The organism is Pigmentiphaga aceris (assembly GCF_008119665.1).
GTDB classification, from domain to species: Bacteria; Pseudomonadota; Gammaproteobacteria; order Burkholderiales; family Burkholderiaceae_B; genus Pigmentiphaga; species Pigmentiphaga aceris.
Window position 1 is genome coordinate 1,480,659 of record NZ_CP043046.1, and the last position, 14,028, is coordinate 1,494,686.

16 protein-coding genes are annotated in these 14,028 nt (G+C 61.1%); 12 read left to right on the top strand and 4 right to left on the bottom strand.

Annotated features, from left to right (window positions below; all coding sequences use genetic code 11):
• Positions 1–5: 5 nt before the first annotated feature.
• A complete protein-coding gene (locus tag FXN63_RS06225; RefSeq protein ID WP_246165048.1) occupies positions 6–446 on the bottom strand; it encodes a TM2 domain-containing protein in 441 nt (146 codons plus the stop codon).
• 350 nt (positions 447–796) lie between these two features.
• Here FXN63_RS06225 and rpsP point away from each other — a divergent pair, with 350 nt between their 5' ends.
• The 12 genes from rpsP to FXN63_RS06285 all read left to right on the top strand — a co-directional run bounded on the left by rpsP (position 797) and on the right by FXN63_RS06285 (position 11,163).
• Complete coding sequence (gene rpsP / locus FXN63_RS06230) at positions 797–1,057, top strand: 30S ribosomal protein S16 (RefSeq protein ID WP_148813743.1); 261 nt, start codon at positions 797–799, stop codon at positions 1,055–1,057.
• Between the two features lie 91 nt (positions 1,058–1,148).
• On the top strand, positions 1,149–1,814 hold the full coding sequence (gene rimM, locus FXN63_RS06235) for a ribosome maturation factor RimM (RefSeq protein WP_148813746.1): 666 nt from the start codon (positions 1,149–1,151) through the stop codon (positions 1,812–1,814).
• An 11-nt stretch (positions 1,815–1,825) separates the two neighbouring features.
• Positions 1,826–2,593, top strand: coding sequence for a tRNA (guanosine(37)-N1)-methyltransferase TrmD (gene trmD / locus FXN63_RS06240; RefSeq protein WP_148819001.1), 768 nt, complete (start codon positions 1,826–1,828; stop codon positions 2,591–2,593).
• Between the two features lie 115 nt (positions 2,594–2,708).
• Complete coding sequence (rplS, locus tag FXN63_RS06245) at positions 2,709–3,104, top strand: 50S ribosomal protein L19 (protein ID WP_148819003.1); 396 nt, start codon at positions 2,709–2,711, stop codon at positions 3,102–3,104.
• 146 nt (positions 3,105–3,250) lie between these two features.
• Positions 3,251–4,018, top strand: coding sequence for a CoA pyrophosphatase (locus FXN63_RS06250; RefSeq protein ID WP_148813748.1), 768 nt, complete (start codon positions 3,251–3,253; stop codon positions 4,016–4,018).
• Between the two features lie 62 nt (positions 4,019–4,080).
• Complete coding sequence (locus tag FXN63_RS06255) at positions 4,081–5,097, top strand: CobD/CbiB family protein (RefSeq protein WP_148813749.1); 1,017 nt, start codon at positions 4,081–4,083, stop codon at positions 5,095–5,097.
• Between the two features lie 221 nt (positions 5,098–5,318).
• Positions 5,319–6,104 (top strand): methionine ABC transporter ATP-binding protein, encoded by a 786-nt coding sequence (locus tag FXN63_RS06260; RefSeq protein ID WP_148813751.1) that lies wholly within the window; start codon positions 5,319–5,321, stop codon positions 6,102–6,104.
• A complete protein-coding gene (locus FXN63_RS06265; RefSeq protein WP_148813753.1) occupies positions 6,101–6,766 on the top strand; it encodes a methionine ABC transporter permease in 666 nt (221 codons plus the stop codon). The genes FXN63_RS06260 and FXN63_RS06265 overlap by 4 nt, the downstream gene beginning before the upstream one ends.
• A 91-nt stretch (positions 6,767–6,857) precedes the next feature.
• Positions 6,858–7,709 (top strand): MetQ/NlpA family ABC transporter substrate-binding protein, encoded by an 852-nt coding sequence (locus tag FXN63_RS06270; protein WP_148813755.1) that lies wholly within the window; start codon positions 6,858–6,860, stop codon positions 7,707–7,709.
• Positions 7,710–7,843: 134 nt separating this feature from the next.
• Positions 7,844–9,145: an O-acetylhomoserine aminocarboxypropyltransferase/cysteine synthase family protein gene (locus FXN63_RS06275; protein ID WP_148813757.1), complete on the top strand. Its 1,302-nt coding sequence runs from the start codon at positions 7,844–7,846 to the stop codon at positions 9,143–9,145.
• A 340-nt stretch (positions 9,146–9,485) separates the two neighbouring features.
• Positions 9,486–10,121: a YbhB/YbcL family Raf kinase inhibitor-like protein gene (locus FXN63_RS06280; RefSeq protein WP_148813760.1), complete on the top strand. Its 636-nt coding sequence runs from the start codon at positions 9,486–9,488 to the stop codon at positions 10,119–10,121.
• 160 nt (positions 10,122–10,281) lie between these two features.
• Positions 10,282–11,163, top strand: coding sequence for a helix-turn-helix transcriptional regulator (locus tag FXN63_RS06285; protein ID WP_148813762.1), 882 nt, complete (start codon positions 10,282–10,284; stop codon positions 11,161–11,163).
• A gap of 74 nt (positions 11,164–11,237) precedes the next feature.
• Here FXN63_RS06285 and rsgA read toward each other — a convergent pair whose 3' ends face one another.
• From rsgA to FXN63_RS06300, 3 genes are all read right to left on the bottom strand, one after another.
• Positions 11,238–12,185 (bottom strand): ribosome small subunit-dependent GTPase A, encoded by a 948-nt coding sequence (rsgA, locus tag FXN63_RS06290; RefSeq protein ID WP_148819005.1) that lies wholly within the window; start codon positions 12,183–12,185, stop codon positions 11,238–11,240.
• 125 nt (positions 12,186–12,310) lie between these two features.
• Positions 12,311–12,652, bottom strand: a complete 342-nt coding sequence (locus tag FXN63_RS06295) for a 4a-hydroxytetrahydrobiopterin dehydratase (protein ID WP_148813764.1) — start codon at positions 12,650–12,652, stop codon at positions 12,311–12,313.
• A 53-nt stretch (positions 12,653–12,705) separates the two neighbouring features.
• On the bottom strand, positions 12,706–13,995 hold the full coding sequence (locus FXN63_RS06300; protein WP_148813767.1) for a M48 family metallopeptidase: 1,290 nt from the start codon (positions 13,993–13,995) through the stop codon (positions 12,706–12,708).
• Positions 13,996–14,028: the final 33 nt, after the last annotated feature.

Below are 14,028 nucleotides of genomic sequence, written 5' to 3' on the forward strand. Positions count from 1 at the left end.
GGCGTTCAGACGCCGGACATGGCCCGGTACGTGGTTTCGACCAGAATCGCGATACCGCTGACCATGACCGTCACCCCCAACAACAGCGTGACAATCGCCACCAACACCGGTGCCCACCCGGTTTTCGAACGACGTGCCGTGTTGGGGTTGTAGCGGGCATCGAAACGCGCATCGGACATCAGGCACAGCACAATGGCCTCGATATAACTGCCAATCGCGGGCAGCAGGAACAGGAAGAACGCGGGCGACTTGTACCAATCCTCTGCCCGCAGCGCGGTCCCGATCATCATCATCGAGAACAGCAGCAGCACCCAGCCGTAACGCCTGCCCAGATACCACCAGTGGGCACCGGCCCAGCCAAACAACAGCGCAAGCAGGCCGGCGATTGCCTTGTGGCGAAAGAACGGAGCGGGGGCAGCGAGGGCGTCGGCGTTGGCGTTTGTCATGGGTCATGTCCACATGAGGGTGTTGACGAAGTCTTGACGCAGGCGATCTGTGTCGCATGAGAATTGCGCAAGCGGGTCTTGCTTAGATCAAACCTCTTGCAGCGATCGAACCGTTCGTCGGGCAGATGGTTGCATGGCTGGTCAACCCACGCCCGTCATGCAAGGGTCTGATCGTGTTCCCAGCCCGTTTTGCCGCGTTTTCGTCCCTGATCGTGCCGGATTTGGTCGCTATAAAACGTCAAAGCCTGTTGATTATGAAGGACTTTACCGCATCGCTGCTTGCTATGCCCGGACCACCCCGCTATACTTTCCGGCTTTTCGCACGTCAACTTTTTTAAGAGATTACCGATATGGTGGTGATTCGTCTCGCGCGCGGCGGCTCTAAGAAGCGCCCGTTCTATAACGTGGTTGCTACGGATTCGCGCAATCGTCGCGACGGTCGCTTCATCGAGCGCGTGGGTTTCTACAACCCCGTAGCTGCTGAAGGCGAAGAAGGTCTGCGTCTGGCGCTCGACCGCGTTGAATACTGGACCAACACTGGCGCCCAACTGTCGCCGGCAGTTGCTCGTCTGGTGAAAGACTTCGGCAAGAAGGTTGCCGCAGTAGCCTAATACCGTGATCAAACCGGTAGCAGGAAAGTTTTCCGCAGGAAAGCAAAGTCCGTCTGAAGGACGTGCAACGCGAGTGACCAGCATCTCTCAGATGCTTGTTCCTCCGGCCGTGGATGCCAATCCGCCCGAAGACCTGGTTGAACTCGGCCGTATCGTCGAGTCTTTCGGGGTTCAAGGCTGGTTGAAGGTCCAGGCCCATTCCCAATCCGATACCTTGGTGAAAGCCAAGAAGTGGTGGCTGCGCAAGCACGATCCGCGTGCGGCAACGGAAGCAGGGCAACCTTCATGGAGCGGGGCGACGATGAGCGCTACGGTGCTGTCGGCGAAACCGCACGGAAGCACGCTGGTAGCAAGCTGGTCTGGCTTGTCCGACCGCGATCAGGCTGACGCCTGGCGCAATTGGTCGGTCTGGCTGCCGCGAAGCGCGTTCCCCAAAACGACGGATGACGAGTTCTACTGGGTTGACCTGGTGGGCTGCGAGCTGACTGCGGAAGGCGGTGTAGTGCTGGGTAAAGTGGCCGAGGTGCTGGACAACGGCGCGCACGCGATTCTGCGTGTGCAGCGTTATGCAGCGCCGGGGTCCGAACCGGCTGAAGGTGAGGTTTCGGGCAATGTCCCGGGTGCTGAGTCAGACCCGTGGCAGCGTGACGCCAAAGGGCGCATCCAGGAAGTTCTGGTGCCGTTTGTCGATGCGTTTGTCGGAACCGTCGATATCGCCGCAAAGCGTATCGACACCACATGGCCGGTGGACTTCTGAGCGCGCAAGCGCTGCGCTTCGATGTGATCTCCCTGTTCGGGCCGATGTTTTCGGCAGTCAGCGAACTGGGGGTCACGGGTCGCGCGCATACCCAAGGACGCTGGTCTCTGCACACGTGGAATCCTCGTGATTTCACGGAAGATGTGCATCGCACGGTGGACGACCGTCCTTACGGGGGCGGACCGGGCATGGTGATGCGGGTCGAGCCGCTTGAACGCGCCGTCAAGGCAGCGCGCGAGGCTCGTCAGGCAGCCGATGCACCGGTGGTGTTGCTCTCGCCGCAAGGCAGGCGCTTCGACCAGCGTGCAGCACAGGAGTTGGCCGCAAGCCCAGGAGCAATCCTGATTTGCGGTCGCTACGAAGGTATTGATCAGCGTTTCATCGATCGCTGGGTGACGCAGGAAATCTCGCTGGGCGACTTCGTGTTGTCGGGTGGAGAAATCGCGGCACTTGCAGTGATCGACGCGACGGTCCGGCTATTGCCCGGCGTGTTGAACGATCGTGAATCCGCCATTCAGGATTCCTTCGACGACTCGCTGTCCGGTTTGCTGGATTGCCCGCACTACACCCGTCCCGAGCAGTATGGGGACGAGCCGGTGCCCGAGGTCTTGTTATCCGGGCATCACGCAAACATCGTGCGCTGGCGGCGTGAGCAGTCATTGCGCGCAACCGCAACGCGTCGGCCCGATCTGATCGAGGCCGCGCGAAAGCAGGGTTGGCTCAGTCGCAACGATGAAAAGTATTTGACCGGTCTGGCGCAAGCCGGGCAGGCGAATTGATCCGGCGGGTAACGGTACCCGCTGGCTAATGTTCTAACCCCATCCTCTGGGGGCGGCAAGCAGCGAATGCTGCAGAAAAAAAGTCCGCCTTGCATGATGGTTAACGGAGTGCATGATGGCCAACATCATCGAACTGATCGAAAAAGAAGAAATCGCCCGTCTGACGGAAAACAAGACCATTCCCGCGTTCGCTCCTGGCGATACCGTGGTGGTCAACGTCAACGTCGTTGAAGGCACGCGCAAGCGCGTCCAGGCTTACGAAGGCGTGGTCATCGCCCGTCGCAACCGCGGCCTGAACTCTGCTTTCATCGTCCGCAAGATCTCTTCCGGCGAAGCCGTCGAGCGTACGTTCCAGCTGTACTCGCCGCAAATCGCTTCGATCGAAGTGAAGCGCCGCGGTGACGTCCGTCGTGCCAAGCTGTACTACCTGCGCTTCCGCTCGGGCAAGTCGGCTCGTATCAAGGAAAAGCTGGTGCGCAACCCGTCGCACGCAGCAGCCTCGAAGGGCTAAGCACGGCGCAAGCTGTGAAGAAAAGGCGCCCCACGTGGGCGCCTTTTTTCATGGCGCCGTCCTGTTTGCTCAGGCGCCTTTTTTCATGATCGGGCGTCTTTTTCCCTGATCGCTTACGATCTCTGAAACCGTATCTCGGATATTCGATGTCAGGCCCGATCACGCCACCTCTTTCTGCCGACCTGCCGACCGATCCCGGTGACGTGACTGCCGTTCCCGAATCCGACGCCCGTCTGCCCCAGCGCCCCTCGTTCGACCCGGTCATCCAACCGTGGACGGTAGACACCAGCAACTTTGCCCCGGTCCCGCCCGAGCGCCTGGATGTGGCCCATTTGCGTGCACGCTTCCGTTCGCCGCCGACCTGGACGCCGGAACTGTCCGACGAAGAATGGTTCAGGCGCGTGGAGCAGACCCCGGAATTCACGCAGGCATCGGTGTTGATCGGCTTGGTCAAGCGCGAAACAGGGCTGACGGTGCTGCTGACGCAGCGCACCGCGCATTTGCGCGACCATGCAGGCCAGATCAGTTTCCCAGGCGGTCGTTCCGAAACCTTCGATGCCGATGCCACCGCGACCGCCTTGCGCGAAACCGCAGAAGAAGTCGGCATGGGATCCGAGCACATCGAGATCATCGGCAGCCTGCCAGACTTCTACACCGGTACCGGTTTCCGTGTGGTGCCCATCGTTGCGCTCATCACGCCGGGCTTTACGCTGAAGCCCGATCCGTTTGAAGTGGCGGAAGTGTTCGAGGTGCCTTTGCCGTTCCTGATGGACCCGGTGCATCACCAGCGCCATACGGTAGACCTGCCCGAAGGCCGGCGTCGTTACTATTACGCGATGCCCTGGCAGCACTATTTCATCTGGGGTGCGACGGCAGGCATGTTGCGCAACCTGTACCATTTCCTGCGCGCCTGACCCGCTGCTGCATTCCGCACTTACCTGCATCCAGCACTCCCTCATTTTCATCGAATCCCGCAATGAGCTTCCTGGCCCTTCTTCTCGCTTTCCTGGTTGAACAGCTTCGGCCGCTGCCACGTGCCAATCCTGTGCACGAAGGCATGCGTCGTCTGGCCGACTGGGCAACGCGCAGCTTCGACGCGGCCAGCCAATACCACGCGTCGCTTGCCTGGGGTACCGTAGTGGTCGTGCCCACGCTGGTGGTGTGGGCGATTGCTTTGTTGCTGGGGGCGTTGCACCCGATTTTTGAATTGATGTTCCACGTGGCCGTGCTGTGGTTCACGCTGGGCTTTCGTCAGTTCAGCCATCATTTCACCGAAATGCAGTTTGCGCTGGCCCGTGGCGACACCGGCTTGGCGCGCCAGCATCTGCAAGCCTGGCTGCGTGCGCGCGACCCGTCCTGGTCTGCGGAGCCGCTGACGGTTCCCGAGCTGTGCCGGGTTGCCATCGAAGAAGGCGTGGTCGATTCCCACCGCCATGTGTTCGGTGTGCTGTTCTGGTACACCGTGCTGCCCGGCCCCTGCGGTGCCGTGCTGTATCGCTTTTCCGTGCTGCTGCGTGAACACTGGGAAAACCGTGTCGACGGATTTGGCATATCTTCGCGCAAGGCCTTCTACGTGCTCGATTGGGTACCGGCTCGCCTGACCGCAATCGGTTTTGCCATCGTGGGCAACTTCGAAGATGCTTTGTACGGCTGGCGCCAACGTGCAACGGCCTGGCCCGATCGCCAGCGCGGCATCGTGGTGGAAGCCGCCGCCGGTGCGCTGGGTGTTCAGCTGTCGCCCCGTGTGTTGAACGACACGGCGATGGGTGCATCAGCGCCTGTTTCCGCTTTTGGTGTGCCTGGCGATCCTGCCAGCACCCCAGCGGCCGCCGCCAGCGACATTGGCGCGTCTGCCGACGGCATCTTGCCGGAATCCGAGCGCATCCCACCCCAGCCCGCCACCTTGCATGCCGCTGTTGGCCTGTTGTGGCGCGCGGTGGTGCTGTGGATGGTGTTGCTGCTGATGATTTCGCTGGTCTACTGGATCAGCTGATCCGCGTTGTTTTCTCTTGGTCCTTGTGGCCGGGCGGCGTTGCTGCAACGCCTGCCTTATATCCGGAAAGCCGATTTTTCCGGAATAAGAATCCATATAAGTCATAAATCTCGAAATTTGAGTTTTATATAGCTTTGGGTAATTAATACCTAAGCAAAGAATCGTTCCCAGTCGAACGCCTCCCGCACCATGATGTGCGCTCTCTCCAGTTGTGAACGTCCATGATCCAGCTCGACCAGGTAAGCAAACGTTTTGCGACGCCCCAAGGCCAGACCTTTACGGCGGTAGAACCCACGTCTCTGCAGATTGGTGCCGGTGAAATCCACGGCATCATCGGCTTCTCGGGCGCGGGCAAATCTACCTTGCTGCGTCTGATCAACCTGCTCGAAGTGCCGAGCGGCGGTCGCGTGATCGTCGACGGCAAGGATCTCACCGCCTTGTCGAAGACCGATTTGCGCACCGCACGTCGCAACATCGGCATGATTTTTCAGCACTTCAACCTGCTGCATAACCGCACGGTTGCCGGAAATGTGGCATTCGCGCTGGAAGTCGCCGGTACGCCGCGCGCCCAGATCGCTGCCCGCGTGAAGGAATGCCTGGACATCGTTGGCCTGAGTGACAAGACCGACAGCTATCCCTCACGCCTGTCGGGTGGCCAGAAGCAGCGCGTGGCCATCGCACGCGCGCTTGCCAGCCATCCGCAGATTCTGCTGTGCGACGAGCCCACGTCTGCGCTCGATCCCTACACCACCCGCGACATTCTGGAAGTGCTGGCCGACATCAATGCCCGCCTGGGCGTGACCATTGTCATCGTCAGCCATTCCATGAGCGTGGTGCGCGCCATCTGCGACACGATTTCCGTCATGGATGCCGGCAATATTGTCGAACGCATCGACCTGGCCGATTCAGTCGTCACCCCCGTTACCGAAGTCGCTCGTAAGTTGCTCGACGACGTCCCCACCAATGTCAACGTCCGTCGTTTGAACGCACTCCGAGCTGCAGCATGATTTCCGAAGAACTTCTCTCTATCGGCCCCGACCTCGTCGTTGCCATCGGCCAGACTTTCCTGATGCTGGCCATTGCCCTGGCCAGCGCGCTGTTCATCGGTGGCCCGCTGGGCGTGCTGCTGCTGTTGACCGGCCCCGGCCAGACGCTGGATCGCCCGGTGCTGCACCGAGTGCTCAGCGTGATCGTGAACCTGGTGCGGTCCTTCCCGTTCATCATCTTGCTGGTTGCGCTGGTGCCATTCACCCGCGTGATCGCCGGCACCACCATCGGCCCGCTGGCCGCTGCCGTGCCGCTGTCCTTTGCCGCCATTCCGTACTTTGCGCGCCTGGTCGAACAATCGCTGCGCGAAGTGCCGCGCGGCGTGATCGAAGCAGCTCATGCAATGGGCGCATCCGACCTGCAGATCATCTGGAAAGTGCTGATTCTTGAAGCCCGTTCCGGCCTGGTGCTGGCAGCCACCGTGATGTCGGTCAGCTTCCTGTCGTACTCGGCGGTGGCCGGCGTGGTCGGCGGCGGCGGTATCGGTGACCTAGCCATCCGTTTCGGTTATTACCGCTTCCAGACCGACGTGATGGTGCTGACCGTCGCGGTGCTGGTGGTGCTTGTGCAGATCATTCAATGGGCTGGCAGCTTCCTGGCACGCCGACTCGATAAGCGCTGACCGGTCGACCGGGACGGCGTAGTAACTCTGTCCGCGGCACCCGCCGCGGATACACCCCAGATTTACCCACGTAATCCCGGAGCGATCTTTCATGTTTGCACGCGCAGTCACGTCCGCAGTTTCCGCATCTGTCTCGGTCAAGTCAGTCAAGACCTTCCTGTTTGCCGCGGTGCTCGCGGCATCCCTGACACCGCTCGGTGCGCAGGCGCAAGACGCCCAGAAGAAGAACCTGGTATTCGGTGCCACCGCCGGTCCCTACGCGGACCAGATCAAGTGGGGCATCAAGCCGATTCTGGAAAAGCAGGGCTACACCGTCAAGGTGGTGGAATTCGCCGACTACGTGCAGCCCAATCATGCGCTGGCCGATGGTGCACTCGACGCCAATGCCTTCCAGCACATCGTCTACCTGAACAAGTTCGCGTCTGATCACAAGCTGGCGCTCAGCCCCTTGGTCCAGGTACCGACCGCGCCTATCGGCCTGTACAGCAACAAATTCAAGAACGTGTCCGAGGTCAAGGACGGTGCCCGCGTCGCAATCCCCAACGACCCGACCAACCTGGCGCGTGCGCTGATCATGTTGCAGGACCTGGGCTGGATCAAGATCAAGGCCAACTTCAATCCGGTCACGGCATCCGAGAAGGATGTGGAATCCAGCGCGAAGAACATCAAGCTGGTTCCGCTCGAAGCCGCACAACTGCCGCGCTCGCTGGCAGACACCGATTTCTCGTTCGTGAACGGCAACTTCGCGATTGCATCCGGCCTGAAGCTGACCGATGCGCTGTCGCTCGAAGCAATCCCGGACCAATACATGAACCTTGTCGCAGTGCGCACCGCAGACAAGGACCGCCAGTTCGTGAAAGATATCGCCGCGGCGTATCGCTCGGCAGAATTCGGCGATGTCGTGAAACAGCGCTTCGCCGGTTTCTACGTACCCAAGAAATAAGCGGTTAGTAATCAGCAGCAGGCAGTAAACAGTGCTGCGACGCGTTGACCACCATGGTCTGCGCGTGTCCGTCTGCATGCCCGACGGGCGTGACGTCATGAGACGCCGCGCCCCTGTCATTCCAAGGAGATGAAGTGAGCGACACCACCCAGAACGCACCCGCCTGGAAGCTGGACACGATTGCCGTCCACGGCGGCTACCGCCCCGATCCGACCACCCGCGCAGCGGCTGTGCCGATCTATCAGACTGTGGCCTTTGCGTTCGACGACACCCAGCACGGCGCAGACCTGTTCGACCTGAAGGTCGCAGGCAACATCTACTCGCGCATCATGAACCCCACCAACGACGTGCTGGAACAGCGCGTCGCGGCACTGGAAGGCGGCATTGCTGCGCTGGTGCTGGCATCGGGCCAGGCAGCGGTGACGTACGCGATCCAGACCATTGCCGAAGCCGGTGACAACATCGTGTCGGCCAGCGCTCTGTACGGTGGCACCTACAACCTGTTTGCCCACACCTTGCCGCTGTCGGGCATCACCACGCGGTTTGCCGACGCGCGCGATCCTGCAAGCTTCGCCGCATTGATCGACGACCGCACCAAGGCGATCTTCGTTGAGTCGATCGGCAACCCTTCGGGCGTCGTGACTGACATTGCCGCGATTGCCGACGTTGCCCATAGCCACGGCATTCCGCTGATCGTCGACAACACGGTGGCCAGCCCCTACTTGCTGCGCCCGATCGAACACGGTGCCGACATCGTCGTGCAATCGCTGACCAAGTATCTGGGCGGGCACGGTACCAGCCTGGGCGGCGCAATCATCGACTCGGGCAAGTTCCCGTGGGCTGAACACAAGGCGCGCTTCAACCGCCTGAACGAACCCGACGTCAGCTACCACGGCGTGGTCTACACCGAAGCCTTCGGCCCGGCCGCCTACATCGGTCGCGCGCGCGTCGTGCCGCTGCGCAATACCGGCGCAGCACTCGCCCCGTTCAATGCCTTCCTGATCTTGCAGGGCATCGAAACCCTGGGCCTGCGCATGGACCGCATCAGCGAAAACGCGCTGAAGATCGCGCAGTTCCTGGAAGGCCATGAGAAGGTGGAATGGGTCAGCTACGCTGGCTTGCCTTCGCACCCCGACCATGCCCTGGCCAAGCGCTACCTGGGCGGCAAGTCCTCGGGCATTCTGACCTTCGGCGTGCGCGGTGGCCGAACCGGCGGTGCCGCGTTCCAGGACGCGCTGAAGCTCTTCACACGTCTGGTCAATATCGGTGACGCCAAGTCGCTGGCCACGCATCCGGCATCGACCACGCATCGTCAGTTGTCGCCGGCAGAACTGATCAAGGCGGGCGTGCGCGAAGAAACCGTGCGTCTGTCGGTGGGTATCGAGCACATCGATGATTTGCTGGCTGATCTGACGCAGGCGCTGGCTGCTGTCTGATTGACCCGGTGATTGGTGTATTGGTCGGCGCATCCATGCGCTGACCAAAAGGTTGATTTGCCGTTTGACAAGCGGGGCGACGCAGTATGGTCGCCCCGCGTTTTTATTGAATACCGGGAAGCGTTTGGTATCAGCCGTTTGGCAGCCGCCGCCTGGCTTTGGACACCGGCAATCTGTTCTTCGAATTGCACCAAAATATCAATTGACGTCAAATTGACTGGATAGAGAAACTCATTGATCGGCTGTGATGTTTTTGCGAGACCTTGCATCCTTAGAATCCTTCCGATAGCACGGTGCCCCACAGCATCGACCTCTCACCCAGATTCAGAACAGAACTTCCATGCAAGTCACCAGCCAGAGTTTCCAGGACGGCCAGGCAATCCCCGGCGAATTCGCTTTCGCAGTGCCCGATGCCACCACCCGCATCGCGCTGTCGGCCAATCGCAATCCGCATCTCGCTTGGCACGATGTGCCTGCGGGCACGAAGTCGTTCGTTGTTGTCTGCCATGACCCCGACGTGCCCAGCCGTGGCGATGATGTGAACCAGGCCGATCGCGAAGTGCCGGCCAGCTTGCCGCGTGTGGACTTCTTCCACTGGCTGCTGCTCGATATTCCGGCCACCACCACCGAGATCGCCGCAGGCGCGCACTCGGATGCGGTTACCCCGTGTGGCAAGTCCGGTCCTGACGCCGCAGGCGGTTTGCGCCACGGCATCAATGACTACACCGGCTGGTTTGCCAATGATGAACAGATGAAGGGCGACTACTTCGGTTACGACGGCCCGTGCCCGCCGTGGAACGACACCTTGGTGCACCACTACATCTTCACGGTCTATGCGCTGGCCACACCGTCGCTCGCCGTGACTGGCCCGCTGACGGGGGCGAACGTGCGTGCTGCGCTGGCGTCGGCGCAGGTGCTGGGGCAGGGCAGCCTGACCGGGCTTTACAGTCTGAACCCGTCGGTGGCGGTTGCTTGAGCGGTGAGTGAATCTGATCAAGTCTTGAAGACGAGTTGACCAAGCGTTGACCAAACGTCGACCGAAGGTTTACCAACCATCGACCTAATGTCGATCAAGCCTGAACCAAGCTTGGTCCAGACCGCACCCGCCAGCAGCAACTGAGTAGACGACGCAAACGATGAGCTTGCCAATCAAGGCGTATCCCTTGCCCGAAGCTGCTGCAGACAGGCAACTGCCGTCGGGGGCATCGCTGATGGCGCGCAGCGTATGCCAACTTGCGCGGCCATGCCTGACCCAGCCGCTGCACACGCCACGCTTTGTTTTTCATGAGGCGAGCTTGTTGCAGGTGCTGGGTGGCCGGCTCGATCTTGATGCCGGTATCGACGGAAGTATCGATCGGCTATCGGTTGATGACACCGCATCATTGCTGCTGGTCGAACCGAATACATGTGTCGATCTAATGAAGACGCCCGATGGCCCTGAGCGGCCTTTCCGGTCCGTATTCATGGCCTTGCCGTCCGACTTGCTGGATGCGTTTTACCGGGCGCACCCAGAGAAGATGAATACCAACGTCACTACCAACACCACCGCACCATTCCACCAAATCCCGTTCGATGACGATCTGGCCGCGACGTGGCTGCATGTGTGCAACAGCGCAGCCTCAGCCCAAGTCAGCGACACACGATTGCACTACCGATTGATGGATTTGCTGACGGCGTTGGCCGAGCGTGGCCATCGCTTCCGTCAGACAGGGCCGCGCGGAACAGCGGGGCGCTTGCGCACGCTGATCGGCGAAACCCCGGCACGTCATTGGACTGCGCACGAAGCCGGCAGCGCATTGGCAATGAGCGAGGCAACCTTGCGCCGTCGCCTGGCCGGTGAGGCCACACGTTTCGAAGATGTGCTGATCGACACCCGCATGCATCACGCGATGATGCTGCTGCAAACCACGCCCTTGAGCATTCCGCGCATTGCGCTGGCCTGTGGTTACCAGTCGCGGGCGCGGTTCTCGGAACGCTTCCGAGCGCGCTTCGGCTATCTGCCGTCTTCGGTGCGCTGAAGTACCACCACTACGGGTGCGCGAGCTGCGCACCCGGATGTCCACCTATCACTTCCACCTATCACTTCCGTCTATCAATACTTCGGAGCCGCTTCGATCTCGCTCAAGATACGCGTGAACAGCGTGTATCGCTCTGCGTGAATCTCACCGGCATCACGCGCCGCCAACACTGCACAGCCCGGTTCGTGGCGATGCGTGCAGTTATAGAAACGGCACTGCTCGGCGTACTTGGCGAATTCGGGGAAACCGCGTTCGATGTCTTCGACCGACAAGTGCTGCAATCCAAAACCCTGGAATCCGGGCGAGTCGATCAAGTCGCCATAACCGCCAGTGGGCGTTGCATCCGGCGATTCCGGCGTGTCACCGAACAGGCTGGGCGGCAGGTGGTACAGGCGGGTGGTGGTGGTGGTGTGCCTGCCTGCGTTGAGTGCCTCGGAATGCTCGCGGGTGGCGGCCATTGCATCGGGCACCAGGGCGTTCAACAGGGTCGATTTGCCCATCGCGCTTTGCCCCAGCAGGATGCTGGTCTTGCCACGCAGAATCGGGGCAAGCGTTGCACGCGTGGCGTCCAGGTCATGCGCCGACAGTTCGATCACCGGTACGCCAATCGATGCCAGTTGTGCCACACGGCGGCGCGCGTGTTCCAGCTTGGGCAGGCGGTCTACCTTGTTCAGCAACAGCACGGGCGAAATGCCGACGCTCCAGGCGCTGGCCAGCGCGCGTCCCACCAAGTCCTGAGAAAACTCCGGCTCGGTGGCCACCACGATCAGCAACTGATCGACATTGGCTGCGAACTGCTTGCTGCGCATATCGTCCGAGCGATACAGCAGGTTGCGGCGCGGCACGATGGCGTCGATGGCTCCTTCTTTCTGGCCTTCGATGGCGATATCGACTTCATCGCCTACGGTGGCCAGGCCCTTCTTGCCGCGCGGGTAACACTGGCGCTGCGTGCCGTCCGGGAATTCCACCGTGAAGTGGCGGCCAAAGGCGGCGATCACCCGTCCGCGCAACTGCGTGGGGATGGGTGCAAAAGAAATGGCAGAAGTGTCGGTCTGGCCATCGGGCTGGAGTGCTTCGCGCAGCCCCAGCTGAATATCGTTCTGAATGGCTGCTGCGGCGGCAGCGGCTTTGCGCGAGGGTTTTTTGCTCACCGATCGAAAACCATGTCTAGCTTGGCGGCGGCGATGAAATCGTTGATCGAGATTCCGTTCACCGAATGCGTGTTGAAGGCCACGCCAACGCGGTTGTAGGACACCGTCAGGTCAGGGTGGTGATCTTCACGGTGGATGATCCATGCAATCGCGTTCACGAAGGCAATGGTCTCGTAGTAGTCGTTGAACTTGTACTCGCGGCGAATGGCCCCGTCGGTGTACGACCACGCAGGCAGCACACTCAGTTGCTCGGCGATGGCGGCATCGCCAAGGGCTTTGCCGCCTTCCTGCGGCAAGCTGTAGGCCGCGCGCAGCGCGTCCAGGGTAAGAATGGTCATGGAAACTCCAGGAATCGGGGATGCGTCGCCGGCATGGGCATTGTCTGGACCGCTTACGCGGGTTGGGCCAGCGGCACGTCTGCACTGGGCAGGCGTGCACCGGCTGCAATCAGGCGACCGATGCGAATGGTGGCCGGCGGATGGCTGTCGTAGAACGCTGAGTGGATCGGGTCCGGGGTCAGGGTCGCGGCGTTGTCGTCGTACAGTTTTACCAGTGCCGACACCAGATGATTCGGATCGGCGTGATCGGCTGCGTACTGGTCGGCCTCGAATTCATGGCGGCGCGACCACCAGCTTGCCACCGGGGTCAGGAAGAACATGAACACCGGTGCGACCAGGAAGAACAGCAGCAAGGCCATGCCCTGGTTGCCGCCAGTCAGTGATGGGGCCACGCCCAGCGCTTCGTAGAACCAGATTTGCTGCGATACCCAGCCCAGCAGCGCAAACACGCCCAGCGCCATGGCAAAGCTGAACACGATGCGCTTGAAGATGTGCTTGTGGCTGAAATGACCCAGCTCGTGGGCCAGCACCGCCTCGATTTCATCGCCGTTCAACTTGGCCAGCAAGGTGTCGAAAAACACAATGCGTTTGGACCGGCCAATGCCGGTGAAATACGCATTGCCGTGGGCGGAACGGCGCGAGCCGTCCATCACGAACAGGCCATCCAGCGCAAAGCCGCAGCGCTTGGCCAGTGCCTGGATGCGATCGACCAGCGCCGGGTCGTCGAGCGGCGAAAACTTGTTGAACAGCGGGGCGATGAAACGCGGGTAGACCAGCATGACCGTCAGATTGAACCCGGCCCACACGGCCCAGGCCCAGATCCACCAGGCGGTGCCAGCGCTGCGCATCAGCCACAGAATGGCGGCAATCAGAGGCAGGCCCAGGACCACCGACACCACCAGGCCCTTGATCGCGTCGCCCATGAACAGGCCGAAGCTCATCCGGTTGAAGCCGAAACGCGCTTCCAGCCCGAACTGACGGTAAATGCTGAAGGGCAGGCCCAGCAGGCCCAGCAGGCCCGCGACTGCGCCCAGCAAGGCCAGCTGATGCCAGAAGTCATTGCTGATGAAGCTGCCCACCCAGTCGTTGATCCAGGCCAGGCCACCCAGCAGCGTCAGGCCGATCAGCACCGCGCTGTCGAACAGCAGCGACCACATCTTCAGGCGCACCCGCGCCACGGTGTAGTCGGCCGCGCGTTCGTGGCTGATGGCACCGATGCGACCGGCAAATTCAGCCGGCACGGTATCCCGGTTGCGGATCACATGCCGCATCTGGCGCGCACCCAGCCACATGCGAATCAGCACCCCCGCGACGAGAAAAACAACGAACAGCAGCGTGAACATGTTGCGCAACCGAGGGAATCGCCGCGTTTGCAT